This window comes from Arenibacter flavimaris, from assembly GCF_030291335.1.
In the GTDB taxonomy this organism is placed as follows: Bacteria; Bacteroidota; Bacteroidia; order Flavobacteriales; family Flavobacteriaceae; genus Arenibacter.
Genome location: NZ_JASWIM010000002.1, coordinates 36,157 through 51,927, shown reverse-complemented (window position 1 = coordinate 51,927; position 15,771 = coordinate 36,157). Strand labels below are relative to the sequence as shown.

The 15,771-nt window shown below is 41.8% G+C and carries 16 protein-coding genes; 6 read left to right on the top strand and 10 right to left on the bottom strand.

Features of this window, described 5'->3' with window-relative positions:
- Window positions 1-6: 6 nt before the first annotated feature.
- The 9 genes from QSE00_RS02310 to QSE00_RS02270 all read right to left on the bottom strand — a co-directional run bounded on the left by QSE00_RS02310 (window position 7) and on the right by QSE00_RS02270 (window position 7,459).
- A complete protein-coding gene (locus tag QSE00_RS02310) occupies window positions 7-789 on the bottom strand; it encodes an ABC transporter permease (RefSeq protein WP_286104741.1) in 783 nt (260 codons plus the stop codon).
- Entirely contained in the window at window positions 782-1,492 is a 711-nt protein-coding gene (locus tag QSE00_RS02305; RefSeq protein ID WP_286104740.1) for an ABC transporter ATP-binding protein, read from the bottom strand. The genes QSE00_RS02310 and QSE00_RS02305 overlap by 8 nt, the downstream gene beginning before the upstream one ends.
- Complete coding sequence (locus QSE00_RS02300; RefSeq protein ID WP_286104739.1) at window positions 1,489-2,727, bottom strand: nitrous oxide reductase family maturation protein NosD; 1,239 nt, start codon at window positions 2,725-2,727, stop codon at window positions 1,489-1,491. Before QSE00_RS02300 ends, QSE00_RS02305 begins: the two co-directional genes overlap by 4 nt.
- A complete protein-coding gene (locus tag QSE00_RS02295; protein ID WP_110357380.1) occupies window positions 2,727-3,020 on the bottom strand; it encodes a cupin domain-containing protein in 294 nt (97 codons plus the stop codon). Before QSE00_RS02295 ends, QSE00_RS02300 begins: the two co-directional genes overlap by 1 nt.
- A gap of 114 nt (window positions 3,021-3,134) precedes the next feature.
- Window positions 3,135-3,569: a nitrous oxide reductase accessory protein NosL gene (locus QSE00_RS02290; RefSeq protein WP_286104738.1), complete on the bottom strand. Its 435-nt coding sequence runs from the start codon at window positions 3,567-3,569 to the stop codon at window positions 3,135-3,137.
- A 14-nt stretch (window positions 3,570-3,583) separates the two neighbouring features.
- Window positions 3,584-4,228 carry a hypothetical protein gene (locus tag QSE00_RS02285; RefSeq protein WP_110357381.1) on the bottom strand — a complete coding sequence of 215 codons (645 nt, stop codon included), beginning with the start codon at window positions 4,226-4,228 and terminating at the stop codon, window positions 3,584-3,586.
- A 131-nt stretch (window positions 4,229-4,359) separates the two neighbouring features.
- The gene (gene nosZ / locus QSE00_RS02280; protein ID WP_110357382.1) at window positions 4,360-6,321 is read right to left on the bottom strand and encodes a Sec-dependent nitrous-oxide reductase; all 1,962 of its coding nucleotides are present in this window, start codon (window positions 6,319-6,321) and stop codon (window positions 4,360-4,362) included.
- 34 nt (window positions 6,322-6,355) lie between these two features.
- A complete protein-coding gene (locus QSE00_RS02275; protein WP_110357383.1) occupies window positions 6,356-6,937 on the bottom strand; it encodes a fasciclin domain-containing protein in 582 nt (193 codons plus the stop codon).
- Window positions 6,938-6,952: 15 nt separating this feature from the next.
- Window positions 6,953-7,459 (bottom strand): c-type cytochrome, encoded by a 507-nt coding sequence (locus tag QSE00_RS02270; RefSeq protein ID WP_286104737.1) that lies wholly within the window; start codon window positions 7,457-7,459, stop codon window positions 6,953-6,955.
- A gap of 608 nt (window positions 7,460-8,067) precedes the next feature.
- Between QSE00_RS02270 and QSE00_RS02265 the strand changes: the two genes are divergently transcribed.
- From QSE00_RS02265 to QSE00_RS02240, 6 genes are all read left to right on the top strand, one after another.
- Entirely contained in the window at window positions 8,068-8,547 is a 480-nt protein-coding gene (locus tag QSE00_RS02265; protein WP_286104736.1) for an acyl-CoA carboxylase biotin carboxyl carrier protein subunit, read from the top strand.
- Window positions 8,548-8,560: 13 nt separating this feature from the next.
- Window positions 8,561-10,036 carry an acetyl-CoA carboxylase biotin carboxylase subunit gene (gene accC / locus QSE00_RS02260; RefSeq protein ID WP_110357505.1) on the top strand — a complete coding sequence of 492 codons (1,476 nt, stop codon included), beginning with the start codon at window positions 8,561-8,563 and terminating at the stop codon, window positions 10,034-10,036.
- 30 nt (window positions 10,037-10,066) lie between these two features.
- Window positions 10,067-11,608, top strand: coding sequence for an acyl-CoA carboxylase subunit beta (locus QSE00_RS02255; protein WP_286104735.1), 1,542 nt, complete (start codon window positions 10,067-10,069; stop codon window positions 11,606-11,608).
- Between the two features lie 43 nt (window positions 11,609-11,651).
- Window positions 11,652-12,518, top strand: a complete 867-nt coding sequence (locus QSE00_RS02250; protein ID WP_110357387.1) for an acyl-CoA thioesterase — start codon at window positions 11,652-11,654, stop codon at window positions 12,516-12,518.
- Window positions 12,519-12,906: 388 nt separating this feature from the next.
- A complete protein-coding gene (locus QSE00_RS02245) occupies window positions 12,907-13,077 on the top strand; it encodes a DUF6747 family protein (protein ID WP_286104734.1) in 171 nt (56 codons plus the stop codon).
- A gap of 379 nt (window positions 13,078-13,456) precedes the next feature.
- On the top strand, window positions 13,457-14,671 hold the full coding sequence (locus tag QSE00_RS02240) for a DNA polymerase Y family protein (protein ID WP_110357389.1): 1,215 nt from the start codon (window positions 13,457-13,459) through the stop codon (window positions 14,669-14,671).
- 326 nt (window positions 14,672-14,997) lie between these two features.
- Here the strand turns inward: QSE00_RS02240 and QSE00_RS02235 are convergent, their stop codons facing one another.
- Window positions 14,998-15,630, bottom strand: coding sequence for a 7-carboxy-7-deazaguanine synthase QueE (locus QSE00_RS02235; protein ID WP_286104733.1), 633 nt, complete (start codon window positions 15,628-15,630; stop codon window positions 14,998-15,000).
- Window positions 15,631-15,771 lie beyond the last annotated feature (141 nt).

Here is a 15,771-nt window from a genome sequence, read left to right as displayed (position 1 = left end):
ATATCATTAAAAATCCTTTCTTTTGGCTACATAGGCCAAACGCCATACAGGGATTACCGTCCATAGGCACAACATAAAGATAGACATAAAAAGTCCTAGGTTGGTTCCGAAAAACTGTTTGAAAATGGCACCCGTATATCCCAAAAGGGCGGAAATATCAAGCTTTAACAGGATTAAAGTCCTGGATAGGTCTATAGGATTGAACATGGTGGCAATCAGGGAAAGGTTATCCAAGGGATATTCCTCAAAAACGATCAACGACATTAGGAAAAGTCCGTCGTAAATTACCGCCAAAAACAACCAGGCCAGGACGGCATATCCAAAACCTTTTATCTTATTTTCATTGGACAGGGCAATATTAAAGGCAACTGCCGTAAAGATCAGCGTTAAAAACGCACCTGTTATCAATAATAGTGAAAAATTCCAAATGGCATTGCTTTGAAACAGTCCGTACAGTGCAAAGGGAATTCCCAGTCCCAATACCAAACTCACCGTCAACGAACCGGCAACCCCCAAATATTGGCCAAGAAAAATGGAGGACCTTTTAATGGGCTGTGCCAAAAGAAGTTCTGTAAATTCCTTGGAATTGTAGTAATACATAACACCAAAAATAGTCCCGATCAAGGGTACCAAAACAATAATAACGTTCATTAGGGTAATTACGGCCTTGGAGAGCTCATTGTTCAAAAACAACAATACAAAGCCCAGCAATAGATAGAACAAGAAATAAACGTAACTCCAACGGCTACGCATTAGATCGTAAAAACTATATTTTAATATCTTAATCATGATTGTTGTGGGTTGATATTGCCGCTATGGCACGTTCAAAATTGCTTTGACCAGTTTTGGTCTTTAATTCCGTAATACTGCCTTTAAAATAAATTTTACCTTCAAGTAAGTAAACGATCTGGTCTGAAACCTCTTCTACAAATTGCATAATATGGGAGGTGATCAAGAACGTCTTTCCTTTTTCCCTTTCTTCAAAAATTAACTCCTTGAGACGGATCAGTGCCAAGGGATCCAAACCATTGGTAGGTTCGTCCAAAATAATCAAGGGACTGTCGAACATAAAGGTCAGTACAATATTTACCTTTTGTTTGGTACCTCCGGATAGGTTGCTCAATTTATTATCCAAGAATGGCTCCAATCCAAATAGACCGATCAACTTTTGTTCGTCGCTCGGTTTTTGTCGAATATCCTTAATCATTGCTATTAATTCCCTGACCTTCAGGTTTCCCGGAAAATTGGCAATTTGGGGAAGGTAATTTATGTCTTGGCGGTACTTCCACCTATTACCAATAGGGGTATCCATCACTTCTATGGTCCCTTTATTGGGAATCACCATACCCAACACCGTTTTTATCAAAGTTGTTTTACCGGAACCATTGGGCCCCAGGATAGCAGAAATACCTCCTTGGGCAATATCGAGATCCAATCCGGCCAATACCACATTTTTACCAAATCTCTTATATAGGCTTTCAACGCGTATCATTTAATTCTTTTCATTAAGGGTTTTGCATCAACTAATTCGTCGGGAGTAAAAACAGGGGATACTTTTTCAGAAAAATCAATAATATCCATAAACAAACTACGCAACAGTATAATAGTTTCGGGGGTTCTGTTCACGATATAGGAGAATAACTTTACCGGCCTGTAGGGAATATCACCAGTCCCGTTCCTATCCAGATCGTATCCTGTATAATTGCTCCAATAATTTTCATCAAAAATATTGTCGTTCAAATTACTGTTGTAGGCCAGATCGAAGGAATTGTACAAAAAGTTATTATGGATAAAGGTATTGGTGTAACAGGCTCCACGCACTTTAATGGCCCAGCCATTTTTTATAAAGTTATTTTTGGAATAATTTATCCTATTGGAGCCTTCGATACTGATGCCTACTGTATTCTCTTCAAAGGTATTGCCCGTAATTTCTGCATCATTGATCTCCTTCAACAATATCCCAAAAGAGGCAGTACCCCAATTTTTTCTAAACGTATTGCCCATCATTTTTATCCTTTTGGAGAACATGACCGCAACCCCTGCCCCATTGTTCTCAAAGGTATTGTCCTTATAAATGTCATCATTGGAAAACATAAAGTGCAGCCCATACCGAAGATTGTCCGAACTGATATTGTTTTCTATAGTGATATTGTCCGAAAACTCCAGATAGATACCATCCCTTACGTGTTGCACAATATTGCGTTCCACCACAATATTCTGTGAATACCATAATTGTATACCGTTTCCAGAATTGTATTCGTCTACGGCATCCCCGATTATCTTATTGTGATATACCTTTCCGTTCTTACACTTCTCCAAATAAATGCCGAAGAAGAGCTTTTCCAACACCACATTCTGTATTAAAAAATGTTCACTCTGCACCACCCTAATGGCAGCATAATCTGCCGTATAACTGGTTCCTACATTAATGATGAACAAACCGTCTATGGTAACATTGTCCGAAACTATGGTTATAATTTCACCCTTATCCCCACCATCGATTACAGGATAGTTTTCCCCAATAAGGGTCAGGGGTTTGGTTATTTGGATATTGAATTCGTTATAGGTCCCCTTTTTGATCAAAAGTGTATCAAAATCAGCGGCCATGGCTACACCCTCCTTGATAGTTTTCACCTTACAGGATCCGCAGACCGTAATGGTCCCTGCCCGTAAATGAATACCAAAAAGCAACAGTAAAGAGCAGAAAAATACCTCCCTCCTTTTCATTATCTGATAATCAGAAATTTTGAATTTTCCTCGGCCGATACCCAATGTGGCACGTCTTTGGGGAAACTGAAGTGTTGTTGACCACTTATGAAGTAGGAATTACCATTGATATGAAAGATTATCTTTCCTTCCAAAACAATCAGCTGTGCATCTGTAGGGGCAGTATGTTCCGGAAAAATGGCATCCTTTTCCAAGCTAATATTCAAAATCTCCAAGGCATCGGTTTTTACCAATTTATTTACCTGAAGTTTATTGTATTCCTGATTTTTTATCTGATCGCTAACGGTGTACATAGTTATTGTTTTTTTTGGCTAAGTAATTCCAACCACCAAGGAATGGAGGAAGTAAATTTCAGCGCTGTTCTTATTTACCTTCCATGGGAATCCCATGGGCTGCATTTTGAATGTTTATAATTGAAATCTCAACTTTAACTGGTCCCAGGTCAATAGGTCCCCCTCATAGGTCAACAGCGCATCTACTGCAGCTTGCTCTGTCTTAAAGGCCGTTAAAAACTCTCCCATAGGGCTGGGTATGCGATTGCTTATAAGATAGGTGGCTTTGGTTGCATTTATCAATTCCCCAGGTTGATTGTAATCGTTCACCAAAAAATAGGCCACTTGCTTAATATCTATGTCCTTGAGGTGGTTCATCATACATTCACTTGAATCGAACTTAAAGACTTTACCCTTATCGGTAACAATTTCAGCTGCATGTTGCCGGTCCACTATGGTCATACTACAAAAATGACATCCATCGGACCCATAGGATATTGGTTGCGGACCAACATTACAGGAAGATGACAACAATAAAAATAAAAAGACCACTATTCTGTAGTTCACCATATTAAATTCTAAAATTAAGTAGTTACCGCATTTTTTGATTGCCGCTTTGTTTTCAATCCCTTTTTCTTCCATCCAAGATAGGAGGCTACCAATGTAAGTGACATTCCTACAAACATCATATAAGCCCCAACACTTGGGAGGGAGGTTACATCAAAATTCAACATTTTTTGAAAACCCAACAAAGGTGGCTTATAGGTCATAGGGGTTCCATCCTCATTGATTACTTTAATAATGGCATGTGGATCTAGGTTGGAACCATAATCCGTAAGCCATTGATTAAAGTCGTACATTCCCAATATTCCTAAAAGGGACATCAGCACAAACCAGCCCAAGAACCATTTAAAATCCACTTTTCCAAAAAATCCCATTAAGCCTATAAGCACTCCAAGGATCACCATTCCAATGATAACCTTGGGAAAAACATCAAATTCCCACATCTCCCCGGGTTTTGGGATGGTTTTCATACCAATATAGTGATTTAATCCGTCTATATTCTGTAAATCAAATTCAGAGACCCCTTCTATTCCCGAAATATGAATATTCATGCCCAACGGTTCTGGATATTGAGGAGCCCCCAACATAATGTTCCATAAAGGAAAGGCAAACAATCCCAATAGAAATAATGGGCCAATAATCATTATTATACTTGCATTTTTCATTTCTTATTGTCATTTTATTATTTACAAATTGAAAAATGTATTGGATGGTTGTCCCCCTCTTCAACTTGTTAAAAAAGCGGGCAGTTTCTTCAACCAGACCCGCTTTTCTTCAAAACTAAAAATAAGTAATCTTATTCCCCTAGGGACCAGGAAAGCTCTATATTGGAATTTGCTGGTGAAACCCTGATATAGCCCTGCATCTCTTGGTGTAGTGCCGAACAAAAATCCGTGCAATAGAAGGGCCAAACCCCCACTTGCTTTGGTTCCCAAATTATTGTCTTGGTCTGACCCGGCATTACCAACAACTCCGAAGTGTTGGCTCCTATCACGGCAAAACCGTGTGGTACATCAAAATCCTGCTCTTGGTTTGTTATGTGAAAGTATACTTTATCACCTACCTTGACCCCTTCAATATTATCAGGGGTAAAATGACTTCGGATCGTTGACATATAAATATGAACATCCTTACCATCGCGAACCACCTTGGCATCAGCGGGACTCAAAGTAGCATATGGGTGTTTGTTTTCTGCCAGTTTATATATCTTTTGCGATTTTGGCGCTAGGATCTCTGCAGGGATTCCTGCGGCATAATGTGGCTCCCCATGGGTAGGAAAATCATAGATAAGTTCCATTTTGTCTCCTGAAATATCGTATAATTGGGCAGAATGCTCCAATTCCGGACCTGTAGGCAGATACCTATCCTTGGTAATCTTGTTCATAGCCACCACATATTTACCAAATGGTTTTCTAGAGTTACCGCCAGGAATCATCAAGTGACCAACAGAATAATAAGTAGGCTTTCTATCGATAACTTCCCAAGTTCCCAATTTCCACATCACTACCTCAGAAGAGATAAAGAAGGTGGTATAAGCATTTCCTTCACCGTCAAATTCGGTATGTAATGGCCCAAGACCTCCACTTTTTACAGTTCCGGCAAGTACCTCCTCAAATTTCAGAATAGGAATACCATAGGCTTCACCATCAAACTTTTTGCCCTCAATGGCAGCAATCATTTTATCAAAAGAGTGTACCGTTAAATCTGCCGATAACTTACCGTTCCCGATTATGTATTCCCCGGAGGGGTCTACATCACAGCCGTGGGGCGATTTTGGAGTGGGCAAGAAAAACACCGCTCCGGGTATTTTGGTGGGGTCTACGGTCAACACCTCCTTTTTCATAGTTGAAGTGGCGGTGTGGTTTTCATCACTATACACATTATGGGCGTAATTTGCCGGCATTTTGGTCCCACCTCCATTGTTTACGTATTCTTCAATTTTTTTCCAGTTTATAGCTGCAATAAAATCCTTGTCATTTTGAGATGCGTTAACTTCTAGGAGCGAGTTGGCCTCTTCCGTATTATAAGTGGTAAAGAAGAACCATCCATGGGATTTTCCCCGTCCGGGATGCGATAGATCATAGTTAAAACCGGGCATCAATATTTGGAATTTGATATCCATATGGCCATTTTCCGGGTCTACACTTATAAAGGATAAAGCACCTTTAAAATTTCCCTTGTATTCCTTAATGGGCATATCGGCCTGGGGAACGGGTACCGAAAAACGGGTTCCTGCAACGACATATTCGGTATTTTCGGTTATGAAAGAGGAGCTGTGGTTACCGGCACTATTAGGCACCTCAATGATTTCCTCTGTTTCAAAAGTTGTAAGGCTTATCCTTGCAATCCTCGGGGTGTTGTTCCCGTTTATGAATATCCATCTACCATCCAAGACACCATTGGTTTGACTAATATCAGGGTGGTGGGAGTCATCCCATGGCACAAAACCAAAAGAGGTGTTCAACATGGGTTTGGTCTCTTCCGAATATCCATAGCCTGAGGTGGCAAATTGGGAGAACACAGGGATTTCCTTAAACATACGTCCAGAAGGTAGGCCATAAACCGTTAGGTTGCCACTATATCCCCCGGACATAAAAGCGTAAAACTCGTCATGTTCCCCAGGGGCTACATAGACTTTTTCAGCATTGCTCGAATTCAATGCTCCTGAAGAACCCTTGCCATTATTGCCGTTACCGCAACTAGTCAATAAGGCGGCAAAGCCCAAGAGTCCCAATACTAAATAGATATGCTTTTTCATTGTTTTTAATTTAATTGATTATTGAGATTTATTATTATTCTGTTGGGGGCAACATTACCTTATCTACCACGTGTACAATTCCATTGCCCGCAGGTACACTGGCCAAAATTTTGGCGCCACCCACCAATACATCGTCCCCTACTACCTCAACGGTTACGTTCTGATTATTGGCCTGTCCCAATTTTTTAAACTTCATTAAAAATTCCTTGCTGTAATTGCCAGGTGTTACGTGAAACTTTAAAATATTGGCCAAAGCATCCTTGTTTTCCGGTTTTAAAAGGTCCTCCACAGTGCCCTCAGGGAGTGCGGCAAAAGCCGCATTGGTAGGGGCAAAAACCATTAAAGGCCCGGCATTCACCAAAACGTTTTCCAATTCAGCGGCTTGTACCGCCGCCACCAAGGTGGTATGGTCCGGGGAACCAATGGCAATTTGCAGTACATTGGGAGTAGAACCATCTTCACCTATAAAGGCTTGGCCCTGTCTTTCAACTTCCTCCGTTGCAACATTGCCCTGGGTTGGAGCCGTTGCCGACTTTGGTTCGTTCTTACAACCGAACGCAAGGCCCAGCATTAGAAATGATACGATCGTTAATTTTATGTTGGTTGTCTGGAACATAGTATTATATGTTTATTATAAGGTTCTAAAGTATTCCAATACCGCTCTGGCCTGTTCTTCGGTAAGACCTTGATTGGCCATAGGTGCTCCATTGAATTCGGCCAACAAAGCTTTTGCCAAAGGATCTTCCTTTACCATAACTTCAGGATTTAAGATCATATTCATTACCCATTCCGGGCTGCGTCTTTCCAAGACACCTTTTGGGGCAGGCCCTATGAATTTTTTATCTACCCTATGGCAGGCCAAACACATTTGGTTGTAAATTTCCTCCCCTTTTTTAGCCATTGCCTGATCTACTTCCGGCGCCAAGGTTAAGGAAGTAATGGGCCCTATCCCCTTATTGCTTAAATCCACGGTCTCCGAAGCCTTCGCCGCATCTGCCGCAGGAGCTGGTGTAGGTTGTTCCGTAGTGGTTTTTGCCCTGTCCACACTAAATCCTTCCTTTTTCTTTTCTTCCTTACCTCCACAGCCCATCATCAAAACTGAAAAAAGAACTGCGCTACTTTTTAAAATTATTTTCATCACTTTGTTTTTATTTGTTGTTTATAGGTTGTTTTTAATTGTCCGTAATACTGATTTTAAGCGTTGTTGCCCGTAAAGGCTTACTGTGTAATTTGATATTTTTAACAATTTATTGTGACAAAATTAGGCTCCCATTGAATGAAAAAACATGATATAAATCATATTTAGGATAAAAATGTCCTTTTTTTGATTTTTTGGCTGAACAAGGCCTGTAATATTGCCCCTATTCAAAAACCTATTTTAGAAAACGATCTTAAACAATTGTTTTTCAAAAGACTACCCCTTAATTCCATAGATCTAGCTATATTGGGAAACTAGGAATTGGTACAGCAGTATCTGTCTTTTAAATCTTTTACATATCTTAGTAAAAGCTGTTAAACAGAAACATTTGTTGTTGTTGGTCCCGATAATTTTTAGGGCCATTTCAATATACTTTCAATCTTAATATTGAAGGTCCAAATACAGGATTTAATAGGAATTGCAATAATGTTGAAGGCTGTATTGTCAGTTTACATTTAGGCGAAACTATTTGATCCCTAATTTTTTTGAATACTAATCGCCCAGTGTCTTTATAAAACAAGCCTTGGCCCAATTGTGAACCCGTATTTATGGTGAACTACGATATTACTATCGATAAGGAAAAAATCGTTTTAAATCCGGAGGATTCAACATCCTTGGATCTGGTTGCCATAGGCAATCGGCAGTTTCATGTCCTTAGGCACAACCGCTCTTATACAATCAAAATCTTGAATACCGATTTTGCCAAAAAAACCATGACCATAGAGGTAAATGGCAATGCTTATGAAATGGTCCTAGCAGACGAGTATGATCAAATGGTCCGCAAAATGGGATTGCTGACCGCCCAAGTCCACAAAATAAATAGTATTAAAGCCCCTATGCCCGGACTAATCATAGATATTATGGCCACCATAGGACAAAAGGTAGTAGCGGGCACTCCCTTGATTGTACTTTCGGCCATGAAAATGGAAAATATAATCACTTCCGGTGGGGAAGGCGTTATCAAAAGTATAAATGTAGAAGTGAACGATACTGTTGACAAAGGACAACTAATTATTGAAATGGAATAGCCTTAGTATGGAGATTAAAAAAATATTGGTAGCCAACCGTGGAGAAATAGCATTGCGCATCATGCGTACCGCCCAAAAGATGGGAATAAAAACAGTTGCGGTTTATTCTGATGCCGATAGGAAGGCTCCCCATGTACGATTTGCCGATGAAGCCGTGCATTTGGGAAATTCACCTTCTTCAGAATCCTACTTGAATATGGACAAAATTATGGGAGCAGCCATACAGACCAAAGTCCAAGCGATCCATCCAGGGTATGGCTTTTTAAGTGAGAACGCCGTTTTTGCCCAGCTGGTAGCCGATAACGGAATAACCTTCATTGGCCCTAAACCCCATGCCATAAAGGTAATGGGCAATAAATTAGCGGCCAAGGAGGCCGTAAAGGCTTACAATATTCCCATGGTACCCGGAATTGAAGAGTCTATTACCGATATTTCCCTGGCCCAGACGGTTTCCGAAGAGATAGGTTTTCCTATTCTAATAAAAGCCTCCGCAGGTGGTGGTGGTAAAGGAATGAGGGTGGTGCAAGAACCATCGGAACTACCGGAGCAAATGGAACGTGCCATCAGCGAGGCCAAGGCAGCCTTTGGAGACGGTGCCGTCTTTCTGGAAAAATATATTGAATCCCCTAGGCATATAGAAATCCAGATATTGGCCGATAATTATGGCAACATGGTACATCTTTTTGAAAGGGAGTGCAGTATACAAAGGAGACATCAAAAGGTAGTGGAAGAAGCCCCATCGGCCATATTGACCCCACAAATAAGAGCCGCCATGGGCGAAGCTGCCATACAAGTAGCCAAGGCCTGCGATTATGTAGGGGCAGGAACGGTGGAATTCCTCCTGGACCGTGATAAAAATTTCTATTTTCTGGAAATGAACACCCGCCTACAGGTAGAACATCCAGTAACGGAATTAATTACCGGTATGGATTTGGTGGAGCAACAGATCAAAATTGCCAGAAATGAAAAACTGGGCTTTTCACAACAAGATCTAAGTATTGAAGGGCATGCTTTGGAAGTTAGGGTCTATGCCGAGGATCCATTGGACAATTTTCTACCCAGCATGGGTACCTTGGAAACCTATAAGCGTCCGGAGGGCAAAGGAATAAGATTGGATGACGGTTTTGAGGAAGGAATGGAGATACCCATTTTTTACGATCCCATGTTGGCCAAATTGATCACCTATGGTAAAGACAGGGCAGAAGCCATTCAACTAATGATCAGAGCCATATCCGAGTATAAGATAAAGGGGATATCCACTACCCTGGCCTTTGGTAAATTCGTTTGTGAACACCAGGCCTTTACCTCAGGGGAATTCGACACCCATTTTGTTAAGAATTTCTATACTCCGGAACTGTTGCAACAACAATACGCTGAGGAGCGGAAAATCGCGGCCATGGTAGGATTGAAACTATTTTTGGAATACAAGGACAAACTAAAAGTGCCCGGTAGCGAAAACTCCAATTGGCCTTTAAAACGGACCCAATGATAAGCAACCAATGGTATAAAGCATTATTTAATGAAGGAAAACATAAGAAAGCTCGAAGATAAAATTGCCCAAGCCAAATTGGGTGGCGGTCAAAAACGCATTGAAACCCAGCATTCCAAAGGCAAGCTTACGGCCCGTGAACGAATTCATTTTCTGTTGGACGAGGGTTCTTTTGAAGAGTTGGGTGCCCTGGTGACCCATAGGACCAAAGACTTTGGTATGGGCAAACAAATATTTTATGGAGATGGGGTAGTCACGGGCTATGGAACCATTGCCGGTAGAAAGGTCTGTGTTTTTGCCCAGGATTTCACCGTATTTGGAGGTTCACTTTCCGAGACCCATGCCGAAAAAATATGCAAGGTAATGGATATGGCCATGAAAATAGGAGTGCCTATAATTGGCTTGAACGATAGCGGCGGCGCAAGAATACAGGAAGGGGTAAGATCCCTGGGCGGCTATGCCGATATCTTTCATAGGAATGTAATGGCTTCTGGGGTTGTCCCGCAAATATCCGCCATTATGGGTCCCTGTGCAGGGGGAGCGGTCTACTCCCCGGCTATGACCGACTTTACCCTGATGGTGGAAAATTCGAGCTATATGTTCGTCACCGGGCCCAATGTGGTCAAAACCGTGACCAATGAGGCGGTAAGCTCGGAAGAATTGGGCGGGGCCATGACCCATGCCACCAAATCCGGGGTTACCCACTTTACCGCGGAAAATGACTTGGAGTGTATTGCGCAGATAAAGGAACTTATTGGTTTCTTGCCCCAAAATTGCGAGGAAGTACCAAAGCCCCTCCCCTATTCCCTAAATACCGAAATCAGGGAAAAACTGGTAACCATTGTACCGGACAATTCCAATCAGCCCTATGACATGAGGCATATCATCAATGAAATCATAGACGATTCCCCATTCTTTGAGGTCCATAAGCATTATGCAGAAAATATAGTTGTGGGCTTTGCCAGATTGGCCGGTAAAAGTATTGGGATCGTTGCCAATCAGCCCATGAATCTGGCCGGGGTTTTGGACGTGAACAGTTCCAAAAAAGCGGCCCGCTTCACCCGTTTTTGTGATTGTTTCAATATTCCCCTTTTGGTATTGGTAGATGTCCCCGGATTCCTTCCAGGCACCGATCAGGAATGGAACGGTATAATCACCAATGGCGCCAAGCTGCTCTATGCCCTCAGTGAAGCCACGGTTCCGAAAGTAACCGTTATTACCAGAAAGGCCTACGGGGGCGCCTATGATGTTATGAACTCCAAACATATAGGGGCCGACCTTAACTATGCATGGCCTGGTGCCGAAATTGCGGTCATGGGTGCCAAAGGGGCCAGTGAGATTATCTTTAGGAAAGAGATCATCTCGGCGGAGGATCCAGAGGCCAAGCTAAAGGAGAAAGAAGAGGAATACGCCCATAAGTTCGCCAATCCCTATAGTGCAGCTGAAAGAGGGTTTATAGATGAAGTGATCCTTCCCAAGGATACCCGCAGGAAATTGATAAAAGCCTTCGCGCTTCTAGAAAATAAAGTGGCACATCTGCCCAAGAAAAAGCATGGAAACATACCTTTGTAATAGTATCCCAAAACTTAACGCAATTTTGTATCGATAACAGAACATGAGCAACTTAGAAGAACTTATTCAATTATTAACCTTGGAGAGAATCAATGACAATACCTTTGTAGGGCAGAACTATCAGGCTCCATGGGGCCGTGTTTTTGGAGGACAGGTGCTGGGCCAGTCATTGCACGCTGCCTACCAAACAGTCTCCGATGATAAGATGGCCCACTCCATGCACGGGTATTTTATTCTAGGGGGAGACCTTAGCATTCCCATTACCTATGAAGTAGATTGTCTGAGGGACGGACGTAGTTTTACCACACGTAGGGTGGTGGCAAAACAAAACGGCAAGGCCATATTTAATATGGCGGCATCCTTTCAGGTCAGGGAAGATGGCGTAGAGCACCAGATCACCATGCCCAATTTAATTACCCCCAAAAAGTTGATGAACAGTTTGGAGCAAATTGAGGAAATGAAAAAAACGGATCCGGACTCCTATAATCTTATAAAGCTTACCCATCCCAAGGTTTTTGAGTTTAAACCGGTTGAACGCCTAACCGCGCTGCTTGCTAAAAATGGCCCCCCATTCAACCATATGTGGATGCGCGCCACAGAAAAGGTAAAAGCCGATTTACCCCTACAACAGCAATTATTGGCATATGCCTCCGATTACAACATTCTTACCACCGCCTCCCTCCCCCATCGCGAAGAACTTAGAAAAGGGAAGACATTTTATGCCAGTATAGACCATGCTATTTGGTTCCATCGCGATTTTAAAATAGACGAATGGCTTTTGTACACCATGGACAGTCCCAGCGCTTGTAATTCCAGAGGTTTTTCCAGAGGCAGTATCTTTGACAGAAATGGTGTTTTAGTGGCCTCCGTAGCACAGGAAGGATTAATGCGCAATACACAGCTAGGCTAATACTGTTAACAAATAGGTTCCTAATGATTAATAAAGCACTTTTCACCTAATTGGAAGGTGCTTTATGGTATTAAATTTTTAGCGCTGCCCGGTTGCGCACAAATCGATATCCTTACTTTTCCTAGGGGTGGATTTTGGTCCGATCTTCCTTCATCCAAATGTTTTCGGACTATCATAGACCAACTACAATCCGCCAAACTACCATTAACATCCTTGAAATACTATTTGCCTTCAGCACCCCAACTGCGGTTTATCCTAGGTAAGCAACCATTCACCCGAACAAAAATTTTCCATTCGTTTTTTAACCATTATTTGTTCCTTTTGACCACTAAATTTCCATCCAAGCTATGGCTGGGCGAATTTTGCCCTGTAACATTAAATAAAAGATATGAAAACATTATTACTCGTTAAAGAAATTTATTCAGAAGGATTTAGAAACATTGGCAACATTATTGTCAGAAATTATTTCAAAGCATTCATGTGGTTCAGCGTGGCTATGTTTGCCGTAGTGTTATACGCTTTCATTTTTAGATTGGCTACTGGATTTGTTTGGGATTAATTAAGAATAATTGCATTAATCAATATGAAAGGTATGCAGTATTTAAGGGAATTATTGGTAGGAAAAAGCGATGGAATTGAAATTCCAGTAACGCTAAAGTTGTTATTGATATTGGTATTCCTTTGCTTTTTCCTTGCCTTGTTCTCAATTTTACTATACACCTTTGAATAGTATTGTTTTATTACAAGACATGAGGTTCTGCTAACTTTCAATTTTAGACTATTTTTTTGATGTTATATAGTTCCCCCGCTAGGACAATATAATCCTGACCTATTTTTATGATGTTGATCCAATGACAAGTCGTTCTTAAATAAATTATGGATATTATCCAAAATAATGGAAATATTCCATAATTTAGCATACCTTTTTTTGGTGTGCAATGAACAAAACAATACTTCATTTGGATTTGGATACCTTTTTTGTATCCGTAGAGCGACTTCAGGACAGTAAATTGGAGCATAGGCCCATACTCGTTGGGGGGGTTAGCGACAGGGGCGTGGTGGCTGCATGCAGCTACGAGACCAGAGGTTTTGGAGTGCATTCCGGCATGCCTATGAAAATGGCAAAGGAACTCTGTCCGGAAGCCATCATCATAAAAGGGAACGCGGGAACCTATAGCAAACATTCGGATATCGTAACCGATATTATCAAAGAGCAGGTACCGGTCTTCGAAAAATCGAGCATAGATGAATTTTATGCAGATCTTACGGGGATGGACCGGTTTTATGGTTGCCACCAATATTCCACCGAACTTCGCCATAAAATTATCAAGGAAACCGGACTTCCCATTTCCTTTGGCCTGTCGGTAAACAAGGTAGTATCCAAAGTAGCTACCAATGAGGCCAAACCCAACAATGAACTGAAGATAGATATAGGCCATGAAAAACCTTTTTTAGCGCCTTTATCCATAAAAAAAATACCAATGGTAGGGGACAAAACCTACCAGACCCTAAGGAATTTGGGATTGCGACAAATAAAGACCATCCAAGAAATGCCCATGGATATGATGCAGCGGGTATTGGGCGCCAATGGGGGCGTAATTTGGAAACGGGCCAATGGTATAGACAACACCCCTGTTATCCCTTTTTCCGAACGCAAATCCATTTCCACCGAACGTACTTTTGAGAGGGATACCATAGATGTCATTAAACTGCGGGGAATCCTTATTGCCATGACCGAGAATCTGGCCTATCAGTTGCGGAGGGGAAAAAAGCTTACCGCCTGCATTGCCGTAAAAATCCGTTATTCGGATTTCAACACCTATTCCAAACAATTAAAGATTCCGTACACCAGTGCAGACCATATCCTGATTCCCAAGATTTTGGACCTGTTCAATACACTTTACAACAAAAGATTGTTGATTAGATTGATCGGCATTCGTTTCAGTCATTTGGTCCATGGCAATTACCAAATAGATCTATTTGATGATACCGAGGAAATATTAAACCTATACAGCGCCTTGGACAAGATTAGGGAACGCTATGGGGACAAGAGCGTTATAAGGGCCTCCGGCATGGATGCCAAGACCATTGGCAGGATGCACAATCCGTTCAACGGACAACCCCCTATTGTTTTGGCACATCGGAAACTGTGAGCGGTGGAGAGTAAACAGTGAACAGTAGGCAGTCTTCAGTAATCATATTGAGGAGTGAAAAAAAAAAGAATCTAGAACCTAGAGACTAGAAGATATAAATCGAAGTAGGCAGCAAAACTCACAATCACGCACAAAAAAAGCTCCTTCCCCTAACTAAGCCTGTCCCGCGTTTTCGCGGGAGGTTAAGGTGGATCCTCAACTATCAGGCGAGGAGACGGAAGGGGTACCAGTTTACGGTTTAGGAAATGGGTTTTTAATCACTAGTGAGTCCCGTATTCAAAGAACTTTAACTTTGAACTTTCCATCTTTGAACCTTCAATTACCGTCTACGGTATATTCAAATACTTATGCGTTTGGAGCGACACTTTCCACTTTGGGTTTTGCATAACATAATCTACTATCCACGGAGTTACCTTGTCCCTAACGCTCCATTCCGGCTGCAGGTACAAAATACAATCCTTATTGGTCTTTGCCGCCTGCTCCTCTGCAAAAATAAAGTCGTGCTTATTGTACACGATCATCTTTAGTTCGTGCGCCTTATCATAGATAATGCCTTCCGGCAACTTGTTCTTCTTAGGGGAAAGACAGATCCAGTCCCATGTTCCGGAAAGCGGGTAAGCTCCGGAAGTTTCTATATGGGGCTTTAGGTTCTTGGCCCTTAGGGCTGCCGTAAGGGGCCCCATGTCCCAGGTAAGGGGTTCTCCCCCGGTAATGACTATGGTATCGGAATATTTGGCCGCATTGGTTACAATATGGTCTATCCCCGTGGGTGGGTGGGTTTCCGCATTCCAACTTTCCTTAACATCGCACCAATGGCACCCCACGTCGCAACCGCCCACACGAATAAAATAAGCTGCGGTCCCCTTGTGGAAACCTTCGCCCTGAATAGTGTAAAACTCCTCCATTAAAGGAAGCATAAGGCCTTGATCAACCAACGCTAAAACATCTTCTTTTACCATGGCGCAAAGATAGAAAATACCCCGCTCCACCACTACTAATTAAGAAAAAGATATTTCGGCAGGGCCCAATCCCTGCTTTTTAAATAAAATTGTAAATTAATCCTTTATAAGTGCCCGAGGAATACACCTTAGGTTTGTGTT